This window comes from Ohessyouella blattaphilus, assembly GCF_024721265.1.
In the GTDB taxonomy this organism is placed as follows: Bacteria; Bacillota; Clostridia; order Lachnospirales; family Lachnospiraceae; genus Aequitasia; species Aequitasia blattaphilus_A.
Genome location: NZ_JAMXOC010000013.1, coordinates 39,972 through 65,441 on the forward strand (window position 1 = coordinate 39,972; position 25,470 = coordinate 65,441).

Annotated in this window: 22 protein-coding genes; 15 read left to right on the forward strand and 7 right to left on the reverse strand. The window is 45.0% G+C overall.

The features are described from left to right. Positions 1-6 precede the first annotated feature (6 nt). The 7 genes from NHH16_RS09345 to NHH16_RS09375 all read left to right on the forward strand — a co-directional run bounded on the left by NHH16_RS09345 (position 7) and on the right by NHH16_RS09375 (position 8,934). Positions 7-1,047 (forward strand): LacI family DNA-binding transcriptional regulator, encoded by a 1,041-nt coding sequence (locus NHH16_RS09345; protein ID WP_262069330.1) that lies wholly within the window; start codon positions 7-9, stop codon positions 1,045-1,047. Positions 1,048-1,385: 338 nt separating this feature from the next. Next, a complete protein-coding gene (locus NHH16_RS09350) occupies positions 1,386-2,744 on the forward strand; it encodes an ABC transporter substrate-binding protein (RefSeq protein ID WP_262069331.1) in 1,359 nt (452 codons plus the stop codon). A 30-nt stretch (positions 2,745-2,774) separates the two neighbouring features. Further along, a complete protein-coding gene (locus NHH16_RS09355) occupies positions 2,775-3,659 on the forward strand; it encodes a carbohydrate ABC transporter permease (RefSeq protein WP_262069332.1) in 885 nt (294 codons plus the stop codon). Beyond that, entirely contained in the window at positions 3,660-4,505 is an 846-nt protein-coding gene (locus NHH16_RS09360) for a carbohydrate ABC transporter permease (protein ID WP_262069333.1), read from the forward strand. It abuts the gene before it with no gap. A gap of 18 nt (positions 4,506-4,523) precedes the next feature. Further along, positions 4,524-6,038 carry an arabinosylfuranosidase ArfA gene (gene arfA / locus NHH16_RS09365; protein ID WP_262069334.1) on the forward strand — a complete coding sequence of 505 codons (1,515 nt, stop codon included), beginning with the start codon at positions 4,524-4,526 and terminating at the stop codon, positions 6,036-6,038. Between the two features lies 1 nt (position 6,039). Next, the gene (locus NHH16_RS09370; protein ID WP_262069335.1) at positions 6,040-6,999 is read left to right on the forward strand and encodes a glycoside hydrolase family 43 protein; all 960 of its coding nucleotides are present in this window, start codon (positions 6,040-6,042) and stop codon (positions 6,997-6,999) included. Positions 7,000-7,011: 12 nt separating this feature from the next. After that, entirely contained in the window at positions 7,012-8,934 is a 1,923-nt protein-coding gene (locus tag NHH16_RS09375) for a glycoside hydrolase family 127 protein (RefSeq protein ID WP_262069336.1), read from the forward strand. A 36-nt stretch (positions 8,935-8,970) separates the two neighbouring features. On the opposite strand, the gene NHH16_RS09380 is transcribed toward NHH16_RS09375, so the two are convergent. Further along, the gene (locus NHH16_RS09380) at positions 8,971-11,487 is read right to left on the reverse strand and encodes a hybrid sensor histidine kinase/response regulator (protein ID WP_262069337.1); all 2,517 of its coding nucleotides are present in this window, start codon (positions 11,485-11,487) and stop codon (positions 8,971-8,973) included. 186 nt (positions 11,488-11,673) lie between these two features. On the opposite strand from NHH16_RS09380, the gene NHH16_RS09385 reads away from it, so the two are divergent. The 8 genes from NHH16_RS09385 (at position 11,674) to NHH16_RS09420 (ending at position 19,257) form a co-directional block, all read left to right on the forward strand. Continuing rightward, entirely contained in the window at positions 11,674-12,723 is a 1,050-nt protein-coding gene (locus NHH16_RS09385) for an inorganic phosphate transporter (RefSeq protein ID WP_262069338.1), read from the forward strand. 28 nt (positions 12,724-12,751) lie between these two features. Beyond that, on the forward strand, positions 12,752-13,372 hold the full coding sequence (locus tag NHH16_RS09390) for a DUF47 domain-containing protein (protein ID WP_262069339.1): 621 nt from the start codon (positions 12,752-12,754) through the stop codon (positions 13,370-13,372). A gap of 33 nt (positions 13,373-13,405) precedes the next feature. After that, the gene (locus tag NHH16_RS09395; RefSeq protein WP_262069340.1) at positions 13,406-15,868 is read left to right on the forward strand and encodes a helix-turn-helix domain-containing protein; all 2,463 of its coding nucleotides are present in this window, start codon (positions 13,406-13,408) and stop codon (positions 15,866-15,868) included. Positions 15,869-16,287: 419 nt separating this feature from the next. Beyond that, on the forward strand, positions 16,288-16,647 hold the full coding sequence (locus tag NHH16_RS09400; RefSeq protein WP_262069341.1) for a hypothetical protein: 360 nt from the start codon (positions 16,288-16,290) through the stop codon (positions 16,645-16,647). Next, a complete protein-coding gene (locus NHH16_RS09405; RefSeq protein ID WP_262069342.1) occupies positions 16,631-17,113 on the forward strand; it encodes a hypothetical protein in 483 nt (160 codons plus the stop codon). Before NHH16_RS09400 ends, NHH16_RS09405 begins: the two co-directional genes overlap by 17 nt. A gap of 96 nt (positions 17,114-17,209) precedes the next feature. Beyond that, positions 17,210-18,313 (forward strand): aldo/keto reductase, encoded by a 1,104-nt coding sequence (locus tag NHH16_RS09410; protein ID WP_262069343.1) that lies wholly within the window; start codon positions 17,210-17,212, stop codon positions 18,311-18,313. 1 nt (position 18,314) lies between these two features. Next, positions 18,315-18,845, forward strand: a complete 531-nt coding sequence (locus NHH16_RS09415; protein ID WP_262069344.1) for an ECF transporter S component — start codon at positions 18,315-18,317, stop codon at positions 18,843-18,845. Beyond that, a complete protein-coding gene (locus NHH16_RS09420) occupies positions 18,832-19,257 on the forward strand; it encodes a DUF1893 domain-containing protein (protein ID WP_262069345.1) in 426 nt (141 codons plus the stop codon). Before NHH16_RS09415 ends, NHH16_RS09420 begins: the two co-directional genes overlap by 14 nt. Before the next feature lie 68 nt (positions 19,258-19,325). Here NHH16_RS09420 and NHH16_RS09425 read toward each other — a convergent pair whose 3' ends face one another. The 6 genes from NHH16_RS09425 to NHH16_RS09450 are packed head-to-tail and all read right to left on the reverse strand — an operon-like array spanning position 19,326 to position 25,378. Continuing rightward, a complete protein-coding gene (locus tag NHH16_RS09425) occupies positions 19,326-20,756 on the reverse strand; it encodes a M20/M25/M40 family metallo-hydrolase (protein WP_262069346.1) in 1,431 nt (476 codons plus the stop codon). 9 nt (positions 20,757-20,765) lie between these two features. Next, on the reverse strand, positions 20,766-21,446 hold the full coding sequence (locus NHH16_RS09430; RefSeq protein WP_262069347.1) for a hypothetical protein: 681 nt from the start codon (positions 21,444-21,446) through the stop codon (positions 20,766-20,768). Between the two features lie 4 nt (positions 21,447-21,450). Then, a complete protein-coding gene (locus NHH16_RS09435) occupies positions 21,451-22,227 on the reverse strand; it encodes a DUF5058 family protein (protein ID WP_262069348.1) in 777 nt (258 codons plus the stop codon). Positions 22,228-22,231: 4 nt separating this feature from the next. Beyond that, the gene (locus NHH16_RS09440) at positions 22,232-23,836 is read right to left on the reverse strand and encodes an ABC transporter permease (protein ID WP_262069349.1); all 1,605 of its coding nucleotides are present in this window, start codon (positions 23,834-23,836) and stop codon (positions 22,232-22,234) included. 1 nt (position 23,837) lies between these two features. Continuing rightward, complete coding sequence (locus NHH16_RS09445) at positions 23,838-24,725, reverse strand: ABC transporter ATP-binding protein (RefSeq protein WP_262069350.1); 888 nt, start codon at positions 24,723-24,725, stop codon at positions 23,838-23,840. After that, a complete protein-coding gene (locus NHH16_RS09450; RefSeq protein ID WP_262069351.1) occupies positions 24,725-25,378 on the reverse strand; it encodes a TetR/AcrR family transcriptional regulator in 654 nt (217 codons plus the stop codon). Before NHH16_RS09450 ends, NHH16_RS09445 begins: the two co-directional genes overlap by 1 nt. Between the last annotated feature and the right edge of the window lie 92 nt (positions 25,379-25,470).

Consider the following 25,470-nt stretch of genomic DNA (forward strand, 5'->3'; position numbering starts at 1 on the left):
GAAGCGATGACTACCATTAAAGAACTGGCGAAGGCTTGCGGGGTCTCGGTTGCCACAGTCTCTAATATTCTAAATAACAAGGGCGGTGCCAGTGAGGAAACGAAGCAAAAGGTTCTAAAGGCTGCCAAAGAGATGAACTACACACCGAATATCGTGGCGAAGAACTTGAAGATGAGAAATACTAGAAGTATTGGGGTAATTGCGGAAGACATGACGATTTTTAGTATTCCAGATATTATTGATGGGATTACTCAGCAATGCGAGGAGGCGGACTATCATATCCTATTAACGAATCTGCGGCTATTTAAGAAGCATGAAGACACCTATTACCATAAGCAAGATTATTATGAAGACGTTCATAAGGAGATTCGTAAGCTCCAGTCAAAACAGGTGGAGGGGATTATCTATATCTCTGCCCATGAGCGGGTGATTAAATGTATTCCGGAGGATATCCGAATTCCTGCGGTAATGGCTTATGGATATTCAGATACAGCGAAGATTCCGAGTATCGTTGTAGATGATGAAGAGGGGGCTTATCAGCTGGTCTCTCATTTGGCGGCGATGGGGCACAAGCAGATTGGCGTCATTACCGGAAAGAAGGACAGCTTGCATATGCAGGCCAGATTAGAAGGATTTCAAAGAGCTTTATTTGACAATAGCATTTTATTTAACCCGAAGTTTTGTATGACGGGGGATTGGAACCGGGAGAGCGGGTATAGCAATACCGATGCCCTAATCGATCAAGGAGTAACAGCTATCTTTTGTATGAATGACGTGATGGCAGGAGGGGTGTATGACCGGCTGGAAGAAAGAGGCTTAAAGGTGGGAGAGGATATTTCTATCGTTGGCTTCGATAACCGGGAGGTGTCGTCTTATTATAAGCCACCGCTGACAACGACGACGCTACCGCTACACGATATCGGTTATAAGGCGAGTGAAGTGATGATGGGTCTTCTCGCTCATGAAGAGTTGCCAGAAAAAGAGGGAATCTACAAGGTTCCTTGTGAGTTTTTATTGAGAAAATCAGTAGGTGAGGTTAACGAATAGTAAGGGGAAAAGAAGAGGTTATAATACATAACCTCTTCTTTTTTGTGCAATTTGCACATAATTAAACGTTTAATTTCTACTTGATTTTATAAAAGCATAGTGATATAACGATGATATAAATAAAAGCGCGCAAAATAAGGGTTAAATCGGAAATTAAAACTTTAAAATAATAATTTTTAGTAAAATGATTATTTATTTTACTAAAACGATTAACAATAATTAAAGTTTAGTTGTTGAAAAAAGAGGTGTTATTCAGCAAATTAATTTTCCGAAAGAAACAAAAGGGGAGAAAAACTAAGGAGTAGTAACTAAAACGATTAACAAAAAGGAGGAAACTTATGAAAAAGAGATTAATCGCAGTAATGTTGTGTGTAGCTATGATGGCTAGCTTATTGGTGGGATGCAAATCGGGATCGGAAGGTTCTGGTGATGACAAGGATAGCAGTGGTTCGGCAGGATCGAATACCATGGAAGTTGAAGGAGATTATACAGAGCTAGAAGTATGGACCTTTATTGAGTTACATCAAGAATTTTACACGAATATGGCAGAGAAATGGAATGAAGCGAATCCGGATAAGCAAGTGAAGCTTACCTTAAGCAATATGCAGTATGATGATATGCACAACAAGCTTTCCCTTGCCTTAGAGTCAGGCGAAGGGGCACCAGATGTAGTGGATATTGAGCTTGGTAAGTTCCCAGCTTTTATGGTTGGTGATGTAGAGCTTATGGATTTGACTGAAAGCATCGCGCCATACAAAGATACCACAGTTGAATCAAGACTTGACATCTATTCGAAAGATGGAAGCAGATACGGCCTACCTACTCACGTAGGGGCAACAGTGGCTTTCTATAACACAGAGTTATTAGAAGGAGCTGGTATTGACTATACTCAGATTAAGACCTGGGATGAATTTAAAGCAGCAGGAGTTAAATACTACGAAGCAACTGGTAAGTATTTTGCTTGTGTAGAGACCTTCGCTAACTGGATGATTAACCTTATGTTAGTACAAAAGGGTGGAGATTACCTAGATGGCGACGGTAATTTGGATTTGACTAACGACACCTTAGTGGAAGTACTTCAGTACATTAAAGATATGCAAGATACCGGCGCGTTCGCAACCGTACCAGGCGGACAACCGGATAACGAAGAAGCGTATCCTTCTTACAATAGCGGTGACTACGCAGTACAGATTATGCCTTTCTGGCAAACATCTAGATTTACCAGTTACATGACAGACCTTGAAGGCGATGTAGCCATTGCTCCTGCACCAGTATGGAAAGACGGAGATGTTAAATCTATCGGTGGTGGCGGAACGGGAACAGCCGTTGTGAAGACTAGCGAAAATGCTGATTTGGCAGCTGAAGTATTTGCATTCATCAAGCTTTCTGAAGAAGCAAATAAGGAAGTATGGAATGTCTTAGGATTTGATCCAGTTAATACAGCCGTATGGGAAGATGAAGAGTTAACGAAGAACCCGGACAACAAGTTCGTACAGTTCTTCAATACCTATCCATTTGATACCTTAAATGAAATCAAAGACAGTATTGCGGCCCTAGATACGCTTTCTAATGAAAAATGGCCATCTATCAACAACGAACTGGTAACCACCACGCTTAATAATATTTATGAAAATGGTATGCCAGTAAAAGAAGCGTTAGAGGAGTCACAACAAACATTGGAAAACGAATTTAATTAAGCCAAGTCGATAAAAAGGAAGTGAGTGTTAATGAAGAAGTTATTATATTCAAAGAAAGTTGCTCCTTACGTATTCGTTCTGCCTTTTGTGATCACGGTCCTGTTATTTTGGATTTATCCGATTGCCAATGGTGTGCTCTTAAGCTTTCAGGACGTATTAAAAAAGGAGTGGGTGGGGTTTAAGAATTACGAAAGACTGATGACGGACAAAATCTTCTTAAAGTCAGTCTACAACAGCGTTCGTTATATGGTTGGGACCTTGGTGTTATTAATCCCGTTTCCCATGCTTTTTGCCAGTCTTTTAAACAGCAAGCTGATGAAAAAACCAGGATTTTTTAAGTCCATCTATTTCTTACCGGCACTTACTTCCGTTGTCGTTGCAGGTACCATCTTCCGCTTAATCTTTGGGGAGATGGGAACCTCCTTGGCAAATCAAGTTATCGGGATTTTTGGCATGGAGCCAATCAAATGGCTAAAAAATGAATGGACAGGGTATTTTGCCTTGCTCTGTATCGCTTGTTGGCGCTGGACGGGAGTGAATATTCTGTACTTCTTAGCCGGACTTCAGAGCATTCCTGGTGATATCTACGAGGCGGCTTCCATTGACGGTGCTAGTAAATGGCAGCAGTTTACGAAGATTTCTTTTCCGCTACTAAAGCCAACGACGGTGTACGTACTCACAATCAGTATCTATGCAGGACTGTCTATGTTCCTTGAGAGCTTTATGCTTTGGAAAGGAAATAACTCACCTCAGAACATTGGTTTGACAATTGTCGGTTATTTATATCGACAGGGAATTGAAAAACGAGCGCTTGGTTACGCTTGTGCCGTCGGCTTAGTACTCCTTGTGGTAGTTATGGTCATTAATCTGATTCAGCTAAAAGCTACCGGAACATTTGATAAGGAGGAGCGTTAGATGAGCAGAGGAAAGAAGAAAGATAGAATTACAAGCATTTTTTTGGTAATTATGTTTTCCATTTTGGCAATCCTAATTATCATACCCGTGTATACCATTTTTATTGCTAGCTTTAAGCCGGGCGGAGATTTGCTCCAATACGGCCTTAACTTAGGGATTGACTGGAGTCGGATGAGTCTGGATAATTACAAGCTCCTCTTTACCGGTCAGCACGATTATTGGCAATGGTTTTTTAACAGTATTATTCTAACGGTGATTACGGTGGTTCTAACCTTACTTGTCAGTGCCTTTGTCGGGTATGGGTTTGCTGCCTACGAATTTAAAGGCAGGAATGTGCTCTTTGTCATCGTTTTAATTATCCTTTCCGTTCCCTTTGAAGTGGTGATGCTGCCTTTATATAAGCAGATGTCTTCTTGGGGCTTAATGGATAGCTATGTGGCGGTGGTATTGCCGTTTTTGGCGCACGCGTCCACCATCTTTTTCTTCCGTCAGTATCTTTTAGGGATTCCCAAATCCTTACTTGAGGCCGGCAGAATTGATGGGGCTACAGAATACGGAATATTTTTACGCCTGGTGGTGCCGATTATGAAACCGGCATTTGCAGCCATGGCGATCTTAAACGGAATGAACGCATGGAATAATTATTTATGGCCGCTACTAGTGGTTCGCTCTTCTGATAAGTATACTCTGACCTTAGGTCTTAATACGCTTATCAATCCTTATGGAGACAACTATAGCCTATTAGTGGTTGGTGCCTTCTTCTCCATCGTCCCGATTTTTATTCTCTTTGTGTGTTTCCAGAAGTATTTTATTGAAGGCATGACTGCAGGTGCGGTTAAAGAATAGCAAAAGGAGTTTATAGTTATGAGTAAACAAGCAAAAATGATTATCGATAAAGACTTTGTAATCGCCCCTGTGGATAAGCGAATCTATGGCTCGTTTATCGAGCATCTAGGCCGTGCGGTTTATGACGGCATCTATCAGCCGAACCATCCCCTAGCAAATAGCGACGGTTTCCGTAGCGATGTGACCGAGATGGTTAAGGAATTAGATGTACCGATTATCCGTTATCCAGGCGGTAACTTTGTCTCTAACTTTTTCTGGGAAGATAGTGTGGGACCGGTGGATGAAAGGCCGGCAAGATTAGATCTAGCATGGCGAAGTATGGAAAAGAACGAGGTTGGCGTCAACGAATTTACCAAGTGGGCTAAAGAGGCGAACTCAGAGGTAATGATGGCCGTTAACCTTGGGACTAGAGGGGTGGCTGATGCCTGCAACCTTCTTGAGTACTGTAACTTTGATAAAGGGACGAAATACAGCAATATGCGAATCGCTCACGGAGTGAGTGATCCTCATAATATTAAAGTCTGGTGTCTGGGAAATGAAATGGATGGTCCTTGGCAATTAGGACAGAAGACGATGGAAGAATACGGACGTCTAGCTTACGAGACGGCCAAGGCGATGAAGTTAATCGACCCCACGATTGAGCTGGTTTCTTGTGGAAGCTCAGCCCAGGATATGCCCACCTTCCCTAAGTGGGAGTCCACAACACTGGAGCATACGTACGACTTTGTTGACTACGTGTCCCTTCATCAATACTACGGAAACCGGGATGAGGATTCCAATGACTATCTGGCCCAGTCCAATGATATGGACGATTTTATCAAGACGGTGATTGCTACCTGTGATTACGTAAAGGCCAAAAAGCGCAGTAAGAAAACTTTGAACTTAAGCTTTGATGAATGGAATGTCTGGTTTCACTCCAATGCGGCCGATGACGATATTACCGAAAACCACCCATGGCAAGTAGCGCCGCCGATGTTAGAGGATATCTATACCTTTGAAGACGCGTTGCTAGTGGGGCTAATGCTAATTACCTTGCTTCGCAATGCGGACCGGGTAAAGATGGCTTGTCTAGCCCAGTTGGTAAACGTAATTGCGCCGATTATGACGGAAGCAGGTGGTGGTATCGGTTGGAAGCAAACGATCTTTTATCCCTTTATGCAAGCGTCTAAGTATGGCCGCGGCGTGGTGCTAAATCCTCTGATTAAGTCACCCATGCACGGAACCAAAAAGCACGACGAGATTACCGATATTGAAAGCGTGGTTGTCTATAACGAAGAGTTAGAAGAAGCAACGATCTTTGTAGTAAACCGAAACCTTTCGGAAGATATTTCATTGGCGACCGATATTAGAGGGCTAGAAGGCTATCGTTTGTTGGAACACACAGTACTTCACCACGAGAATTTGAAAGAGACGAATGGACCAGGTAGAGAATCAGTGAAGCCAGTAGCGGTTGACAACTCAAAAGTTGACAGCGGAATCTTGCACAGCGAGATTAAGCATGCTTCTTGGAATGTGATTCGTCTGGGTAAATAATATGAATAGTAAAGACAATACACCTTTTATTACACAAAGAGCGGATCCATATATCTATAAAGAGGACGGGCGGTATTATTTTACCGCCTCTGTTCCTACCTATGACCGAATTGTACTTAGAGGGGCAAAGACTATAAGCGGCCTTAAGACGGCAGAAGAAAAGACCCTTTGGGTTAAGCATGAAAGCGGACCTCAGAGCGAACACGTCTGGGCGCCGGAAATACATAAGATTGAAGATGCTTGGTATATCTACTACGCTGCCGGAGATAAAGACGATGTCTGGGAAATCAGACCCTACGTCTTAAAATGCCTAGGGCCTGATCCCTTAGAAGACGAATGGGTAGAAATGGGTATGCTAAAGAGCGCCCCCGGGGATGACTTCTCTTTTAAAGCCTTCTCCTTAGACGCGACGGTGTTTTCCTATAAAGGCGAGCATTACGTGATTTGGGCAGAGAAAACAGGGGTCGGAAAGATGATTTCCAACCTTTATATTGCCAGGTTAGCAGCGCCCAATCGCTTGGCGACGGCTCAAGTGCTTCTCACCACGCCGGATTATGATTGGGAGAGAGTGGGCTTTTGGGTCAATGAAGGACCGGCTATCTTAAAGCATAACGACCGCCTGTACCTAACATTTTCTGCCAGTGAGACGGGAACGAGCTACTGTATGGGGTTACTTACCCTTGAAGAAAATGGCGACGTTCTCGATCCGAAGGCTTGGGTAAAGACGAGAGAACCAGTCCTTGTTACCGATGAGAAGAGACAGCTATACGGACCAGGTCATAATACATTTGTAAAGTCCGAAGATGATCAGGATGATTTGTGCGTGTATCACGTGCGCCAAGAGAAGGAAATCGCCGGAAATCCTCTCTACAATCCCAATCGCCACACGATGATTATGAAAGTAGTTTATGATAAAGAAGGACGACCCGTTTTTTCCTTTGATAATAATCTAGAAATATAATGAGGTAAGCGTATGAATAAAATGCAGGCGGTGAATCTAAAGGATATTCAGATTCAGGATCCTTTCTGGTCAAAACACATAGAGCTTGTGGATAAAGAAATCATTCCCTATCAATGGGAGGCGATGAATGACCGAGTTCCTGGAGCAGAGCCTTCTCGATGCTTGGAAAACTTTAAAATAGCTGCCGGCCTAAAGTCTGGTGTCTTTTATGGAGCTGTATTTCAGGATACGGATATAGCCAAGTGGCTAGAAGCGGTAGGCTTCTCTCTTATTAATAAAAGGGATGAGGACTTAGAGCAAAGAGCAGATGAGGTAATTGAGTTAATCGGTAAGGCTCAGCAGGACGACGGCTACCTAGATACGTATTATATTATCCAGGCGAAGGAGAAGCGGTGGAGCAATCTTTGCGAAGGCCATGAGCTCTATATTGCTGGTCATATGATGGAGGCAGCGGTAGCGTACTACCAAGGCACAGGTAAGAAGCGGTTCTTAGAGATTGTCTGCAAAAACGCAGATCTGATTTGCCGTACTTTCGGGACATCAGAAGGACAGATCAAAGGGTACCCTGGTCATCAAGAGGTGGAAATTGGTCTGATTAAGCTCTATCACGTAACCGGTGAAAGGAAATATCTCGATCAGGCAAAATACTTTATCGATGCCAGAGGCGTCGGCGAAAACTATTTTCTTAAAGAGATGAGTGATCCTGATTTTCAGCATTTCTTTCCCGAGTTTGCAAATTACGATCCCTCGTATTCTCAGTCTCATCTACCGGTAAGGGAGCAAACGACGGCAGAAGGTCACGCCGTTCGCGCAACTTATATGTATACAGCAATGGCAGAATTGGCCTATGAATACCAAGACGAAGAGCTCTTAAACGCTTGTCAGACGCTGTGGGACAATCTGGTTAATAAGCGGATGTATCTTACTGGGGGGATCGGTTCGTCCGGTATCTTAGAGCGCTTTACCGTAGATTATGACTTACCAAATGACTACTGCTACTGTGAATCCTGTGCCTCCATTGGCCTGGCGATGTTTGGTCAGCGAATGGCTCAGATTACACGGGAAGGGAAATACATGGATGTGGTAGAAAGAGCCCTTTATAATACCATCTTAGCGGGAGTTGCTCTCGACGGGAAATCCTTTTTCTACGTCAATCCTTTAGAAGTTTGGCCGGATAGCTGTAAGGAGCGAACCTCCAAAGAACATGTAAAACCTATGCGTCAGAAATGGTTTGGAGTCGCTTGTTGTCCACCAAATATCGCCAGAACGTTAGCTTCTTTAGGACAATATATCTACTGTGTCGATAGTGAAAGTATTTATGTAAACTTATTTATTTCTAACAAGACGAAGATAAGGCTTGAAAACAAAGAGGTGGGAATCGAACTTAACACTAGGTTTCCTAAGGAGAATAGCCTGCAAATCGCGATTTCAAATGTCCCAGTAAAGGGTGTAAACCTTGGAATCAGAATTCCCGATTACGCCCAGGATTACCAGGTGACGGAAGAGGGCAAGGTAGTAGAGGTCTGTAAGGAAAAGGGCTACGCCCTCCTAAATCTGAATGCTGACGGTGTCTTTGATATCTCTTTTAAAGCACCGGCGAGATTTATCAGAAGCAACGTGAAAGTGCGAGCTAATACTGGAAAGGTAGCCCTTGTCAGAGGCCCTCAGGTGTATTGCTTAGAGGAAGTGGATAACGGCGCCAATCTCTCAGCTCTTAAAGTGGATACGGATAGTCAGATTGAGGAAGTGCCAGCGAGAGAGTTTGGCGGTAGCATCGAGCTTCGATGTAGAGGCAAAAGAATCCTCGAAGAGGCAGAAGAGCTTCTCTATACGACCAAACCGTTACAGTATAAAGAAGTGGAGATAAAAGCCATCCCCTATTCCTACTGGAATAATCGAGGACTAGGCGAGATGAGTGTTTGGCTCAGAAGATAAGAAAGGAGGCGTCTATGACGCCTCCTTTCTTAAAAGCTAAAAGCAATTATTTATTTTTTGAAGTAGCTCATCTACATTAATCGGCTTGGAGATATGATCGTTCATACCAGCCTCTAGGCTGCGCTTAACGTCTTCAGAAAAGGCATTGGCCGTCATGGCGAGAATGGGAATCGTCTTCGCTCTAGGCTTGCCGCTTTCTCGAATCTGTCTTGTGGCTTCGTAACCGTCCATAACCGGCATTTGAATATCCATGAGAACGACGTCGTAACGATCGGGGTTCTGACAATACATCTCTAAGGCTTCGGCACCGTTGCTGGCGCAATCAATAGCGATTTCAGTAGGGTTAAGCAGGACCCGAATAATCTCCTGATTAATATCAATATCTTCAGCCATTAAGATGGTTTTGCCCTGCCAGTGGTAGCTAGGTTTTGTCTTATTGTTATTCGTAGATTTGGTCTCGCTGCCTCTCGTTAACTCGACAATGGTGTTAAAGAGAGAAGAGGGCAGCAGTGGTTTGGCTAAGTATCTAGTGATGCCAATCTCATTTGCCTGTGTCTTCATATCGCTCCAATCGGCTACCGAGATCATAATCACAATCGTCTCTGGTGGGGCGATTCTTTGTATTTCCTTAGCGGTCTGGAGGCCGTCCATACCGGGCATTTTCCAGTCGATAAAGACGATATTGTAAGGGGTATCGCTGGTTTCTACGACAGCTATCGCTTCTTTCCCGCTACTAGCGGTATCGCAGTGAATTTTAAAACCAGTAATAATCTGCTGACAGTACTCAAGGACATCGTAGCTATCATCTACCACGAGGATACGGGTGTTCTTTAAGTCTGGCAGTTCCATCGGCTCAACCACGTTGACATCGCCAAAAGCGATGGGAATCTCAAAGATAAAACAAGACCCTTCGCCGATTGTACTCTCGACCCAGATATTACCTTCCATCAAATCGATGATTTTTCGGCAGATAGAAAGTCCCAGTCCGGTGCCGCCAAATTGTCTGGTGGTGCTACCATCAGCCTGCTCAAAAGGCTGAAAAAGTCGTTCCTGTTCGGAACTGTCGATACCAATTCCCGTATCTTTCACCTCTACTCGTAAAAGCGTTGCTTGGTTGTCTCGCTGGATGAAGGACGTATGTAAAGTAATGCGGCCTTCTTCGGGAGTAAATTTCACGGCATTTGAAAGGAGATTAGTAATCACTTGATTAAGGTGGAGCTCGTCACTGATTAGATAGCGGTCACAGCTTACATCAAGGTGAAAGGTAAACTCCAAGTGCTTCTCATCTACACGTGGTTGAATCACAGTATAAATTCGCTTTAGCATTTTTTCAAAATCAAAGGGTGCAAGCACTAATTCCATCTTTCCGGATTCAATTTTGGAGAGATCGAGGATATCGTTGATTAGCCCTAGTAGCTGGTTCGAGGCCTGGCCGATTTTGGCAAGGCAGTACTTAACCCGCCCGGGGTCGGCAGCAGTCTTGGCGATTTCGGTCATACCGATAATGGCGTTCATCGGCGTGCGTATCTCGTGACTCATCCGGGATAAGAAGTCGGTCTTGGCCTGATTGGCCTGCTCGGCTTCTTTGATAGCCTCTTCAAGATCTTTTTTAGCAGAATTCTTTTCAATTGTCGCTGACATTACGCTACCGATGGTTTGGAGCATGTGAAATTCACTATCGGTCCAGTAATGAGGCCCACTTCCGTAGTCAACGCCGAGAAATCCCCAGAACGTACCGTGACAGATAATAGGAAGGTCGGCAAAAGCGTGGACGCCACTCTCGCGCTGAATGCGGTAGGCCTCGCCAGAATAGGCGAAGGTATCATCAACGGCAATATACGGTCTGGTCGTCAGCTGAATAAACCCCTCGTCATCGTCGTTGTAGGGGATGTTTTGTAACAGGGGTTTCGTGGAGGTTACGCCCTCCTGACACCACTCATACAATACGCTATAAGTCCGATTTTCTAGGTCGTGACGAAAAACCGAGCAACGATCCACCTTCATGAAGGAACCCAACTCTTTTAAGGCGTAGGCAAAAAGCTCATCCAATGAGTCAGTACTTTTAGCAAAGACGGAGGATAAGCCCGCAATTAGTTTTTGCTGTGCAAGCTGAATGGATGCGTGTTGATCAATTGTGCGGTAGGAATCTCCGTAAAGTTCTTTTCGAATAGACCCAAGGTCGTGGGCACTGATTTGCCGAATGGTAATGCAAAAGCCGGTAAAAGTCTCTACTTGATAGGGAACTCCTTTAAATTGATGGAGGCCCGTAAGCGGATCGGCGTAAACGCTCTCAGCGGTCTTTTTGCGGTCTCGGCAATTAGCCCGTAGCAGTTGGAGAATTTCGGGGCGTGCATCCGTTGGCAGAAAGTTCTCAAAGGGAAGACCAACAAGGTTGCTGGGGAGAATCTCATCAAGGGCACTTTGACACTTGTGAACATAGCATATGTCAAAAGCCTTATTCGTGATAAATACCCAGTCGCAAGCCGCTTCGATAATTGCAAGTTGATAATCAGGTAATTCTTTAAATTCTTTGATAGCAGCAGTTTTATGCATTTTCTCTCTTCCTTAACATTAACCAAATATTTCGCATAAAAAGATACGATTACACTTATTTTAGCACTTTGCGAGATGTTCAACAACCAAAAACTAGATAAGAAACAGGGCTTTTTTATATATATTTCATAATTACTTCCAGGCGGTTATGTTAGAATTAAGGTAACATAAAGCGGAGGAAAAGACATGGAGGATTTCAGTGTATTTTTGTCAGAGGTATTAAAGAGCCCGGCGCTCTTAATTACGGTGATTTTAACCCTTGCTGTTATCTTAGTAAATGGGTGGACAGATGCGCCCAATGCCATTGCTACGGCGGTTTCTACGAAAGCGATTGCCCCTAGACCGGCCATTTTAATGGCGGCCGTATTTAACTTTCTTGGTATTCTAGTGATGACGACGATTAATAAGACGGTCGCCCAGACCATCTATAATATGGTAGACTTCGGCGAACAATCACATGAAGCGCTAATTGGCCTTTGTGCCGGAATGGTGGCGATTGTCGTGTGGGCGGTGGCGGCGTGGGCCTTTGGTATTCCCACCAGTGAAAGCCACGCTTTAATTGCCGGACTTACAGGAGCCGCTATTGCTATGCATAATTCTTTAGAGGGAGTGAATGGCCGCGAGTGGATAAAGGTAATTTATGGGCTGCTACTATCTACATTCTTAGGATTTGTTATGGGCTATATCGTGGTGAAGATAGTTGCCTTCCTATTTAAAAGGGCGGATAGGCGGAAGACGAATTTCTTTTTTGGAAAAGCCCAAATTGGTAGTGCTGCAGCAATGGCTTTTATGCATGGAGCTCAGGATGGGCAGAAGTTTATGGGGGTCTTTCTCCTGGGAATCGCCCTTAGCAAAGGGCAGATGGATAAGGCTAACTTCGATATTCCATTTTGGCTCATTGTGCTATGCTCGGCAGTCATGGGACTGGGAACCTCCATTGGCGGCTATCGCATTATTAAGGCGGTGGGGATGGATATGGTGAAGCTTGAGACGTATCAGGGCTTTTCGGCGGATCTTGCCGGAGCTGGGTGTTTGCTTATATCTTCGCTAATTGGTTTGCCGGTATCGACGACGCATACGAAGACGACGGCGATTATGGGAGTAGGGGCAGCCAAAAGGATTCGCAGCGTTGACTGGAGCGTGGTTAAGGAAATGGTGATGACTTGGATTCTCACCTTCCCAGGATGTGGCTTGATTGGCTATCTTATTTCTAAGATATTTCTAATGATTTTCTGATTGCTGAAGATGAAAGGACGTAAGAATTATGGCAAAGAAGAAGGCACCGTATTTTGATGATTTTGTGGAAATGATGGAAGTTTCTATTCAAGCGGCTGGGTTTTTACAAGCGACATTATTGGATTTTGACCCAGTGGAATTAGAAGAAAAGTGCGAAGAGATGCACGAGATTGAGAATAAAGGAGACTATCTTAAACATGAGATGATGAACCGCCTTTTGAAGGAGTTTATCACACCGATTGACCGGGAAGATATTGTGGCCATGGCAGGTGGCCTTGACGATATCACCGATAAGATAGAGGATGTTTTGTTGCGGCTGCGGATGTATAATATTACGGAGATTCCGGAAGCAGCGAAGACGTATGCAGATATTATTGCTCGGGCCTGCGAGAAGCTTGGTGAGGCGATGAAGGAATTCTCGAATTTCCGTAAATCAACCACTCTTCAAGGGTTGATTATTGAGATTAATTCGATTGAAGAAGAAGGGGACCGCTTATATGTGGAGACAGTGAGTGGGCTTTTCCGGGAAGAGAAGAATCCCATTGCGATTACAGCGTGGAGTAAGCTTTTTGACTTGATGGAGGATTGCTGTGATTGCTGTGAGCATGTAGCGGATGTGATTGAAGTGACGATGATGAAGAATAGTTAGAGGGGAGAATCACTCTGAAAGAAGGCGAAAAGAATGCGTATATTTAAACAGTATACAAAGGCGAAGCTGTATTTCTCGCCCCGAATAAAAAACCTGATAACAAGAAGCAAAGAATACCCAGTGACCATTTTAGAATCTCCTACAGGCTTTGGCAAATCTACGGCGATAAAAGGCTTTATTGCCGCTAAGAAGGTGAAAAATGCTTTTTTTATGGCGACAAATGGCGGCGCCGAGGAGAACTGGCAGCGCCTTATTTGTCTTTTTAGGGAGGTTAATCCGGTATTTGCAGGGGAAGCGATTAACATCGAGGTGGCGGATAACGATAGTATCGGTGACTTGGCAGCGCTTCTCCAAAAGAGTGCTTGTAAGGAACCTACGTATTTGATAATCGATAACTTTGAGCAGATCCAAGGAGAGTTTCATGAGGACTTTGTGCGAGCGTTATCCAAGCATGAGGATGAGAATCTTCACTTCATTGTCTGTACCAGGAGTTTGGAAGGAATCCGCATATTACCGGCGGATAAGCAAAATGTCTTGATTATTTCTCACGAGGAGCTTCGGCTAAACGAAGAGGAGACGAAGTTATACTTAGAGGAAAATCATATTCACTTGACTCCGGCGGAGTTAAGTGAAGTGGTGACGTATACGAATGGGTGGTTCGAAGCGATCAATATGCAGCGTCTCCATTTTCTAAATACCCATACCTTTGGTTTGTCAGAAGATTTAAAGGAACTAATCCAGACGGTGATCTGGGAGACGATTACCCCCCCGGAGAGACGGGGCTTATTGGGACTTTCGCTACTGGACTCCTTTAGCTTAGAACAAGCAGTGAGGATTTTGGATTTTCCCTTTGATGAGACAGAGGTAGAAAAGCTCTTACGACTGAAAGAATTTATTCAAAAGGACAGTGGCACAGGTCGCTATCATTTTGATTATATTTTGGCGGACTTTTTGAGCACAACCCTACAAGCACTAAAGAGGGATGCGCGTAATTTTATCGTGAATCATGTAGCCGAAGTTTGCCGAGAGACCGGCGAAGTAGATAAGGCCTTTACCTTGTATCAGGATAATGGTAATTATGCTCAGCTATTAGAGCTTTGTCTAAATGTTCAAGACTTTTCGACTTTTCAAAGCAAAGAACTGATGGTTAGACTCGAGCGGGTTCTGCGAGAAGGCGACCACGACCTGCTTTTAAAGCATCCTCAGGCATTACTCAATATGGCTTTGCCGCTTTTCTTAGTAGGCAGAGAGAGCCTTAGCAAAGAGTGCGTAAGCCTTGTCGAGGAGGGGATTACCAAGCATCTGTACGGTCATCAGGATGACCTGTTAGGGCAGATAATGTTTATAAGAATTTTCGATAGCTTTAATGACCTGGATTTAATGACTCGCTATGCAGGAGAGGCGCAGCACTTACTTAAGGGAAAGGCGAAGATGTTTGGCGAGGGGGATTCGAAATGGTCTTGGCTCTTAGGACAAACTTCGGTTATCCATCTATACTGGACGAAGAATTATAGCCTGCTAGAAACGATTCAGAAGTTAGAATATTTTTTAAGCTTATACGTGCCACTTACGGGAAGGCGTGGAAGTAGCGCTTTGCAAGTGTTAAAAGCAGAGCGAGAGCTTGTAAGAGGGAAGCTTGAGGAAGCAGAAATCTACAGTTATGAGGCGAGGTACTTGGCGAAAAGCCACGGACAAATAGATATGTATATTTCGGCGAACACGAAACTCTTGCGTATAGCCCTGTTAAAAGGCGATGCCAAGCAGTTCTTAGAAATCAAGAAAGATATGGAAAAAGCAGGTGAAGAGACGACGCGAGTGGATATCCATCAAATGATAGAAGGGGCTGTAAATTGTGAGCCGGAGTCAGGTTTAATGGATCACCTTCCTAGATGGATGCGGTTACTTGATCAGGAGAAGAACTTACAGTCGTACGCAGCGGCCCCGTTTTATATGATTGCTCATCTGAAATGGCTACTTAGTATCGGCGAGAACCTTAAGGTAATCGGACTGGCCAACGGAGCGCTACCGCAGGTGGTTCAGCATAACTTCTTATTTGCGCAGATACATTACCTAGTATTTAAAGGTATTGCCTATAAGCGTCTCGGAAACCGTAAGGAATATGAGGCCTGCCTTAAGGAGGCGTATGCCTATGCATTGCCAGATGAGGTGTACTATCCTTTTGCGGAGATGGGAGAGGAGCTGCACCAAGACTATATACGTTTTGTAGATAGAGAGACAGCGGTAAAGCTTCAGGCTTTTTATAAACGCTTTAAAGAGAATGGGGAAATTATCGCCGAGGCAATGGGGGGCAGGGAAACGTCGCTATCGGATAGAGAAAAAGAAGTTGCCCATCTGGCAAAACAGGGGATGACGAATAAAGAGATCGCTACCCAGTTGCTTATCTCGGCAGAAACGGTTAAGGTTCTTCTTAAAAGAGGGTTTGTAAAGCTGGGAATCAATTCCAGGAAGGAACTGAAATATATAGAATCTTTATGAAAAAAATGCAATTTGTAACCCTTTGGGTAACAGACGATAATAAAATAACGAGCTATACTTGCTATGTAATCTAGTTGAGAGAAGGATTACATGGGGAGATAGTAAAATATGTTTGGTCTACTGGGGAGTATTTCAAATAAAACTTCGGGCTTTCATACGGATATTGGGGGATATCTGTTTGAACCCCGAAGACGAGTCACCCCTAAACAAATCTTGTTTTTTCATTAAAAGCAGCCTTTCTGCAGAGGTTGCTTTTTTCGTGCAACAGCACACGCCGAAGGCGCAAGAATTTGCCAAGGGCAAATTCTATTTCGTGTAACGAATTCCATTTCATAGAAAAATCATTTTCTTTATTTGTTCTTAATTTGCGGATTGTGCCAAATATGTTTATAATTAAAAGTAATCTGGAGGTTTCTGATATGTATACAGAATATAGTGAAGCTACTTTTAAGAAGATGAAGCGCAGGGAGCTACTCAGTACCATAGAGGAGCTGATTAACGATAAAAAAGCGTTAGAAATAAAACTAGAAGAACAAGAAGCAAAGTGCCTGGAACAAGAGGAGGCATACGCGAAGCTTGAGGAAACCCATAACCAACTATTAGAGCAGATAGAAAAGATGGGAAATGTAGAAGCTGAGGCTAGGCGCCACGACCAATTAGTCGCCGAGTCTAGACAAATCGAAGAATCTAGTCGCGAGATGCTGGCGAGGACGAAACAGGAAATCGTGGAGGTGCTAGAGAGCTTTAAGGGGGATTTAAATTATGATGCTAAAGCTTAGTGAAAAGCTTTCTAATTTTCGAGATAGGGATAAAGAACATGACGACATCGAAGCTTTAGAGGTACTGATGGCAGTGGAAGCGGAGAATAAGAAGCTTAGAGATGATAACCTTCAATATCAAAAGGAAGTAGAGAGACTGCGAGCATTAGTTAATGAAAAAGAGGAAGAATTAACGAATCTACGTCTTAATATCGACGAAACAGGGAATCTTGCCGACTTTACTTTGAAGATAAACGGTGTTTTTGAATCCGCGCAAAAGGCGGCTTTTGATTTTGAGAAGACGCGGCAGGAGGCGAAGGAAAAGTGTGAGGAGGAAGGCAAACGCATCTTGGCAGAGGCCGAGGAAAAAGCGCAGCAGATGATCGCTGAAGCGAAAGAGGAAGTGCGACGCATCCGCAAGCTGAACATGACGATTATTCAAAACCTGCAAGAAGAGACGCGGAAGATTATCGATAAAGCTATTTAGATAGCGACTGCTTTTAACTGGAGAAATTCTGGGGAAAAGGGGTCGCTATTTTTTTGTTGGTATTGTAGAATTAGTAGAAGAAAGGTGGGTGTTAGTATGTATTATAAAGAGTATGGAAATACAGGCATGAAAGTCTCGGCGGTTGGCCTTGGTACGATGCGCTATGACGAAGAGGATATTCTCGCAGGGCGCTTTGAGAAGTGTGCCCAGATCCCTCTTTATGCTTTGGAAAAGGGGATTAACTATTGGGATACGGCTCCTTTTTACTGTCATGATAAGAGTGAGATTGTTACGGGGATGGCATTATCTCAGGTGGATCGGAGCAAGGTATATGTAACTTCTAAGGTTAATTTTGGCACCTTGGATACGAAAACGCCTACAAAGGATGATTTTCGCCGGCGGTTAGAGCTCTCGCTATCGAGACTACAAACGGACTATATTGATTTTTACCATATGTGGTGTATGCTTAATCTGGATTCTTGGGAAGCGCATATGGAAGCGTTATACGGATTTTTTGAAGAGGCGAAAAGCGAAGGCTTGATTCGTAATATCGTCTTTTCTTCCCATATGCAAGGCAATGATATTGAGACGGTGGTGGATTCTGGTAAATTTAAAGGGATGCTCATCGGCTACAACGCCCTTAACTATCGTTTTCGTCAAAGTGGCATTAAGAAGGCTTACGAGAAAGGGATGGGCGTGGTAGTTATGAATCCTTTAGGTGGCGGCCTTATTCCGGAGCATCCAGATACCTTTGCGTATCTAGCAAAGGATACGGACTTAACGGTGGCCCAGGCGGCCCTTCGCTTTGTAGCTAGCCATAAGGAGATTACCGTGACACTAGCTGGCTGTACCACCGAGGCTCACGTAGATGACGCGGTCCGGGCGGTGGAAGGCCTCAAGGAAGAACCAGCTGAAGTGGTAGCGAGCAAATTAGAAAACGCAGGTGTATCCTTAAACGATCTGTGTACCGGTTGTGGCTATTGTGATAATTGTCCGGTGGGAATCCCGATTCCTAAGTACATGGACGCCTACAATATGAAGATTTTAATGGGAAAAGAAAAGGCTATAGAAGAACGCCTAGAGAATCATTGGGGCATTACGAAAGATAAGGCGGCCGAGTGTGTCGCTTGTGGTGCCTGTGAGGCAGCCTGTACCCAGCACTTACCGATTATAGAGCGCTTAGCGCAGATTGGTGGTTAGCATGCAGACAAAGAAATTAACGACAGCGGGTTTCTTGGTCGCGCTGGGAATCGTCTTGCCCCAGGTCTTTCATGTCTTTGGGAATACGGGCGGAATGATTTTTCTACCGATTCAGTATGCGGCCTTTTTAGCAGGATTTTTGCTATCGCCAGGGTATGCGCTGATGGTGGGAGTTTTAGTACCGATTCTAAGTAGCCTGATTACGGGAATGCCCCCCGTTCCCAAAGTGTACTTTATGATTCCAGAGTTAGCCACGTATGCGGTTATGACCGGTATTCTAAAGACTCGCTTTCGCTCGCGAATTACGCTTATATTAGCATCACTTAGTGGTCGGTTAGTCTATGGGATCGCGCTAATCTTTGGGGGTGTGGTGCTGGGAATGAAAGCACCTTTTATTAGTCTTAGTGCTTTCGGCTACACTTTAGGGATAGGAATACCGGGACTGGCTTTACAGTTACTTATTATTCCGGTTATTTATCAGCAGCTACAGAAGCTGTTATTGTCAGAGGAGGTAGGCTTTGAGTCGAAGTAATCTAGAAGTGGTTAAGAAGGTTCTGCAAGAGGAGAGTGAGCTTAGCTTTGTCTTGCAGGACTCTGAGAAAAAGCTATATAAGCGAACGGAAAAGGGCATTGCCCCCATGATGGTTCTTTTAGAAACAGGGGAGAAACCTTTTGCTGGTGGTGTGATCGCCGATAAGGTGGTGGGAAAAGCGGCAGCCTTTCTTGCGGTGTACGGCGGCGCCACCGCCCTTTATGCAGGCATTATCAGCACCCCAGCCCTAGAGGTCCTACGAAGCTTTGGTGTCGACTGCGAATACGATAAAGAGGTACCTTTTATCGAGAATCGCACGAAAACCGGAGGTTGCCCGATGGAGAAGGCGGTGTGGGAAGTAACCAGTGCCGAGGAAGCGTATGGTATTTTGAAGAAAAAAGTAAGCAAGTAAGTGATATGAAAATGCCAGAGCAGATGATTGTGTTGTCTGCCCTGGTATTTTTGCATTTGTAGTAAACGTTATAGCCTTTGTATTACTTCCTTATAGAAGTCCACCCCCTGAGGCAGAGCTTTCGCATCGATGTTTTCGTCGATTCCGTGGATGCTGCCGTATTGCTGATTATTGATGTACAGAGGCGCAAAGCGGATGCAGTGCTCACAGACATCTTGATAGAATTTAGCATCGGTGCCACCGGTCATCGGATAGGGGATAACGCCGACACCAGGGTAGATATCGTGGATAACATCTTCTACGAGTTTGAACTGTTCGCTGTTGTAGTCCACTACACTGACGGGGTAGTTCTTATAGATGATGTTGGTTTCTAGGTCGTATTCTTTGGCAATCTCACTGACTAAGCGAATACTCTCATCGGTGCTTTGGTGGTGAATAAAGCGCATATTCGCAGAGACACTGGCTTCTTGTGGCAAAACATTTAAGCCATCGGAGCCTTTTGCCATGGTAAAGGCCATAGTGGTCTGGAGCATGGCAGCGCCAGTGGGCGAGATGCTAGGCATAACCTTCTTAAGCAAGGGCTCAAAGAGCCACATGTTGGCGAAGATAAACTTCATCGGGAAGGTCATATTGGGGGTAAAGCGGCGGAACATCTCTTTGGCGGTAGGGTGAAAGCTCACGGTAAAAGGCGATTTCTTTTCGATTCTGGCCACAAATTTGGCCAGTCTTGGGATAGGGGTATTTTTCCCCGGAGCACTGGCGTGCCCGCCCTTTCCTTTGGCAATAAACTTAAGATCGCCGTAGCCCTTTTCTAAGACGCCCACCATGGCGTAAGTTCCTTTTACGCCGCCAATCGGATCAGAGAGAATCATTCCCCCCTCATCGATGAGGAAGCGGAGATGGACGTTCTTTTCTTTAAGGAAGCGGACGGTAGCCGGAGCGCCGTCCCCGCTAATCTCTTCGGTGCAGCTACTGGCGATATAAACGTCAGACTTTGGCACATAGCCTTCGGCGATGAGTTCTTCTACGGCATTAAAGATACAGGAGAGACTGCCTTTCGTATCTACCGTTCCTCTGCCCCAGATAATGCCATCTTTTATCTCCCCGCTAAAGGGGGGATGGGTCCAGTCGCCACCGGCTTCGACTACGTCGGTGTGACTCATTAAAAGTACCGGGTCAGCAGCGGATTTTCCTGGCCATTTTAGCAAGAGACTGCCGTCAAAGACGTGCTTTTCACAGGTGTTAAAGGTGTGCGGAAAGAGGTCTACTAACACTTGGTGAAACTCTAAGAACTTCGTTCTATCGTTATCGAAGCGACTAGAGATGGTTTCCTTTTGGACCATGGTAGCCAGCTTCTTCGCATAGGTATCGGCTCTTTCACCGGAGATAAACTCAATGGTCGCGGTGGTTGCCGAATCGGGTTTTAAAAGCAGGGTGCGAACCAAGAGGACGAGCAGTAAGAGGACGATTAGGGCGAGAATAAAGAGTAATATTTTCATAAGAATCACCTATAATTTTCCTTTCTTATGGAGTAGGTAGGCAATCCCAATTGCCAGGCCACCAGCGGGAAGAATTAAGATGCTGGTCTGGGAAATCATAGCCGGGACGAGAGTGCAAAGAAGAATCATCGCGGCTAAGGGAATCGCGGTAATCTTCGGCTCTTTAATAAAGTACTTAAGTCCGAGAGCGCCAAAAAGAGCGGGAACTACGTTGTTAAAGGCCGGTAATAAGACTGGGTTCTCAAGGACGGGCTTTAACGGGATAATTAGGATTACGCCTAGGGCGACCACCACAGTGGTAGTAATCGCTGAGGTGGCAACACTTAAGGTAGAGACGATTTCACTCTCTGGGGTGCCATCGGGAGTATCTGTGATGTCTTTGGAGTTCATCACACAGGGAATCTTCATGTTGGTGACGTTACCGGTGATAAAGGCTAGGTAACTGCCGCCTACACCCAGCATGGGCGTGTACACTAAGAACTCCACAATGGCCACGGGATAGTAAATGACCGCGACTTTGGCAAAGCCACTCCAGAAGCTTCCTAGGTCGGGGCTTGCGTGGTAGATAAAGCCGACGACAATCGGAATCAGGAGAAATAAGAGAATCGAGATCGAAACCGTAATCTTGCCAATGATATGTAGGGACTTATTAAAGTTTTCAAAAAACTGCTTTTTTTCTTGTTGATTCATCCGTCTAACCTCCAATCACTTGCCCGAAACACACAGCGGCGGCCATAGCGATTAGCATACTGCCGGCAACGCTAAAGTTATCGAGAGCTTTTATATTCTTCTTCTGGGTAAAGTATTCGAAGATAGCCATGGTAAGAGCAGCAACCCCGGCTGTTAAAAGGGGGATGACGTTTTGATTACGGATGGCATCACCGAGATAAGCACCGATATACGCAGAGCAAAGACCGATAAACATCGCGGTGGTAGCATAAGCGCCAAAGCCGGGCTTCTTGTCTTTTGCATCGGTGGCAGCAGTATCAGCTGCTTGGTTACCGCGGATTTTCTTAAGGTAACGACCGAGGAAAAAGAGGCAGCAAAGGAGACTCCCTAAGATTCCGGCGGCCATCACAAGGGCGATGGTGGTAAAAGAACCCATGCTCATCTCTGTCACCTTTAGCCCACTTAGACCGATGCTTTCGGCAGCCATAGCGGCTACGTTCAGCTCGTACTGTAAGGCTCCAATTACGGAAAGACGAAGCCAGGAATAAGGAATTCCTAAGGTACCGCTTAGAGCGATCACTCCTAAGAGAATACTGATACTGGGAAGTACGGTAAAGGTAGCGCTACTGATGATGACCTTTCTTAAGACCTTCTTTTCCATGCCGATTTTGATGCCGGCCCGGTAGCTTTTTACCAGAAAGATGAGACACATGATGGTGATAAAGAGCAGAGCGACTCCGACCAAGAGAAATAAGAGGCCGGAGTTGACACTGCTGCGATAAGATTCTACACTATTTGACATATTTTTACCCTCCTATATTCCTCCTATTATACCCTAAATAACCGATAATTGTTAGCAAAATGGCAACACCGGTAAGGGCGAGGAGCAAAGGAAAGTTCCAGTCGTCCACAGGATACTGAGGAGTGAGTCCAAAGGGCGTGAATTTCTTCACCCACTCAGGCAGATTCATCAAGGCACCCATATACACGACGATAAAAGAAAAGCCTAGGTAGAGGTAAGCCAGGCTCGTGCGTTTTGGCAGCACCCCTACTAGTAAGGTACCGACCCCTTGAAAAACCCACATAGCTGGTAAAAAGGAAAGGAACCCGATGAGAAAGGTCTCTAAGCTGGGAGGTGTATCCATAACGGCGCTTCCGATACCCCAAAAAGTCAGAGCCATCAGGACTTGAGTCAGCAGACTTATCAGAAGCCCTGGCACTAAGTAAGTAGTTAGGTACTTCGTCCGGGAGATGGCTTTTGATAAGATATTTTCGGCTCGTCCTCTGACCTCTTCGGCGGCTGGCCTGAAGGTGAAGCTAAGTACGGGAATGGTACCAATCATGGACATAATGACGATAATTAGGCCCACGAATTGCTCGGTGGGAGAGTGATCGGGATTTTGTCCAAAAACCAATTTTAGCATTTCGTTGCTATCCATAAAGCTTTCCAGGTCGCCGAAGACGGAAGCGTACATGGCGGCGAGGATAACCATTACTAGGGTCCAGATGATAAAAGGTGTTCGCAGAAGGCGCATTGCTAGGCCGCCAGGACCGCATAATAAGGCGGAAGCGTGGGCATGCCCTTTTCGCTCCGGTAAAAGTCCGCTGCCAAGGTCGCGAATGCGGGCCAGTATAAAAGCCAGAGCAGCCACGGTGCAAGTGATTAAAAAGAGAATGACAATTGGCCACCAATCGTTGTCGACGAAAACCTTGGTCCTTAAGACCAAGCCTAAAGGAGAAATGAGGGAAAGGGTTTCGTTACTGACATCTCCCACACCACGGAGGCAGTAAAGGAACAGGAGGAGGGCGAACGACCAGCTGATAACGGAGCGATTATTCGTGAAAACTTGTGCCAATACCGCTGTGGTAGCAGCAAAAAACAGTCCGCTTACCAGAAGCCCAGCATTAAAAAGGAGGCAACCGGTAAGGGTCATGCCGTCTTCCATAAAGAAATACATAAAGCCGGTACCCGCTAAAAAGACCAGGAGATTAGTGAGCAAGGTAGCGATGAAAGTTGCCCCGAGACCAGCGAGTCTGCCAACAGGTAGTGACCGGATCATCTCTAAGCGTCCCCGCTCTTCGTCTTGCCTGGTGTGTCTAGCGACCATAAAGATATCCATAATGGCGACGGTAACAGCCATAAAAAGTAGCATCATATTGCCGTAGGCGGCCCCGGTGTGATAATTGCTAGCTCCGTAGACCGGTCCAACGATAGCGACCATGGCAGGATTTTCCAGCATCTGGGCGGAGACGGCGTTATCGGCGCCAGAAGTAAAGTACTCTTTTAGTAAGGGGATTAAAGCCCCGAGAAAACCACCAATAGACACGGTCCAAATAAGGATTCGCAGCCGATCCCGGCGCAAAATCAAAGACACCAGTGGGCGGATGCTAGCAAAGAAGCGATTGTTCATCTTAATGACCTCCTTCGGCGTAGTGACTCATAAAGAGTTCTTCTAAAGATGGGGGCAGGCATTTTAGATCCAGAATGTCCTTGCCGTTTAAGTAGGCAATGGCTTCACCTAGGTGTTCGGTGTCGACGCTAAAGTTGGTACCGTCGCCTTTGGTGCTGATATCAAAGACGTAAGGGAGCTGGGCTAATCCTAGGAGAGGCTCTTTGGTAGTGACGGTGATTGAGGTCCTCGTTAAATGACGTAACTCGGTTAGGGTACCGGTTTCGATAATCTTCCCTTGACGAATAATGCTAACTTGGTTACACAACTCTTCTACTTCCGAAAGAATGTGACTAGAGAGGAGGATACTTTTTCCTTCTCTCGTAACTTTTTGAACATGTTCCTTGAAGACGCTTTCCATTAATGGGTCTAAGCCGCTAGTGGGCTCGTCGAAGATATATAGATCGGCATCGCTAGCAAAAGCAGCCACTAAAGCCACCTTTTGCCGATTTCCTTTGGAGTAAGTCCGGCATTTCTTGCGGGGATCAAAGTCAAATTGTTCAATTAAGTCTTTGGGATATTTGGCGTTTTTATCTCCTCGGAGACGCAGGAATAAATCGATGACTTCACCGCCGGTTAGATTTGACCAAAGGTTTACATCACCAGGGACGTAGGCGATGCGCTTGTGGATCTCCACGCTGTCCTTCCAGACATCTTTCCCAAAGATGGTGGCTGTACCAGAGGTGGCTTTAAGTATTCCCATCAGCACCCGAATAGTGGTCGTCTTACCAGCGCCATTGGGTCCGATAAAGCCGTGGATTTCTCCTTCGCCTACGCTTAGATTTACGCCATCAAGGGCGGTGAAAGACCCGAATTTCTTAGTGATATCTTGCATTTCAATCATGTTCATTATACATCCTCCTTAGGTTCGTAAAATAGAGTTTCTAAATCCGTGAGCATAGTAAAGTATTCCTTCCAGTAAGGGGCAAAATCAGTCTCACCAAAAGGCGTCTCTTTTATTTTGGCAATGAGTGAAGACGTGTAGCCTTCAAAGAGCCAAGAGATGTAATTCTTGAGCTGGTCCTCTGGCAAATCTTTTCGAAAAGGGGTATGGGAATTCTTTTTATATACAAGGGAGTAGACGCTTTGCTGAAACTGGATTAGCTCTTCGTAGAGGGCGACGCATTTGGCAGAGACTTGGCGATTCTCTTCGCGTAGATAAAACATGGCGAAGAATTCGAAGAGCTCAGGTAGCTCTTTCATCGCCTTTAGCTTAATCTCCGAGAGCAGTTGATATTGTTTGATAAAGTCTTTGCCTTCTAATTGTTCGTGAACATTACCGTAAGTATTTTTGATGAGAGTAGTACCACTTTCAAAGAGATATTCAAAAAGTCCAATTTTGCTCCTAAAATAATGAAAAACCATGGCTTTCGATATTCCAGCAGCGATGGCGATCTGCTCGGTGGAAGTCTTTTTATAGCCGTTTTTGCCGAACTCTCTAAAAGCAGCATTGCGGATTCGCTGCTGTTTTTCTTCTGGTAAGGCGTAGAAATATTGATACATGAAAGCCTCCTTTCGACCGAATCGGTTTATAAGCATAGTATAGATCTGTTGACCGAACCGGTCAAGAATAGATCAGCGAAAAAAATAAGAAA

Bases quoted from the DNA above. Each gene is read 5' to 3' on its own strand.
- NHH16_RS09440 (WP_262069349.1), bottom strand. From the start codon at position 23,836: ATGAACAATCGCTTCTTTGCTAGCATCCGCCCACTGGTGTCTTTGATT.
- NHH16_RS09425 (WP_262069346.1), bottom strand. From the start codon at position 20,756: ATGAAAATATTACTCTTTATTCTCGCCCTAATCGTCCTCTTACTGCTC.
- NHH16_RS09345 (WP_262069330.1), top strand. From the start codon at position 7: ATGACTACCATTAAAGAACTGGCGAAGGCTTGCGGGGTCTCGGTTGCC.
- NHH16_RS09435 (WP_262069348.1), bottom strand. From the start codon at position 22,227: ATGTCAAATAGTGTAGAATCTTATCGCAGCAGTGTCAACTCCGGCCTC.
- NHH16_RS09405 (WP_262069342.1), top strand. From the start codon at position 16,631: ATGATGCTAAAGCTTAGTGAAAAGCTTTCTAATTTTCGAGATAGGGAT.
- NHH16_RS09390 (WP_262069339.1), top strand. From the start codon at position 12,752: ATGGCAAAGAAGAAGGCACCGTATTTTGATGATTTTGTGGAAATGATG.
- NHH16_RS09375 (WP_262069336.1), top strand. From the start codon at position 7,012: ATGAATAAAATGCAGGCGGTGAATCTAAAGGATATTCAGATTCAGGAT.
- NHH16_RS09415 (WP_262069344.1), top strand. From the start codon at position 18,315: ATGCAGACAAAGAAATTAACGACAGCGGGTTTCTTGGTCGCGCTGGGA.
- NHH16_RS09350 (WP_262069331.1), top strand. From the start codon at position 1,386: ATGAAAAAGAGATTAATCGCAGTAATGTTGTGTGTAGCTATGATGGCT.
- NHH16_RS09360 (WP_262069333.1), top strand. From the start codon at position 3,660: ATGAGCAGAGGAAAGAAGAAAGATAGAATTACAAGCATTTTTTTGGTA.
- NHH16_RS09445 (WP_262069350.1), bottom strand. From the start codon at position 24,725: ATGAACATGATTGAAATGCAAGATATCACTAAGAAATTCGGGTCTTTC.
- NHH16_RS09355 (WP_262069332.1), top strand. From the start codon at position 2,775: ATGAAGAAGTTATTATATTCAAAGAAAGTTGCTCCTTACGTATTCGTT.
- NHH16_RS09380 (WP_262069337.1), bottom strand. From the start codon at position 11,487: ATGCATAAAACTGCTGCTATCAAAGAATTTAAAGAATTACCTGATTAT.
- arfA (WP_262069334.1), top strand. From the start codon at position 4,524: ATGAGTAAACAAGCAAAAATGATTATCGATAAAGACTTTGTAATCGCC.
- NHH16_RS09410 (WP_262069343.1), top strand. From the start codon at position 17,210: ATGTATTATAAAGAGTATGGAAATACAGGCATGAAAGTCTCGGCGGTT.
- NHH16_RS09430 (WP_262069347.1), bottom strand. From the start codon at position 21,446: ATGAATCAACAAGAAAAAAAGCAGTTTTTTGAAAACTTTAATAAGTCC.
- NHH16_RS09370 (WP_262069335.1), top strand. From the start codon at position 6,040: ATGAATAGTAAAGACAATACACCTTTTATTACACAAAGAGCGGATCCA.
- NHH16_RS09450 (WP_262069351.1), bottom strand. From the start codon at position 25,378: ATGTATCAATATTTCTACGCCTTACCAGAAGAAAAACAGCAGCGAATC.
- NHH16_RS09385 (WP_262069338.1), top strand. From the start codon at position 11,674: ATGGAGGATTTCAGTGTATTTTTGTCAGAGGTATTAAAGAGCCCGGCG.
- NHH16_RS09395 (WP_262069340.1), top strand. From the start codon at position 13,406: ATGCGTATATTTAAACAGTATACAAAGGCGAAGCTGTATTTCTCGCCC.
- NHH16_RS09400 (WP_262069341.1), top strand. From the start codon at position 16,288: ATGTATACAGAATATAGTGAAGCTACTTTTAAGAAGATGAAGCGCAGG.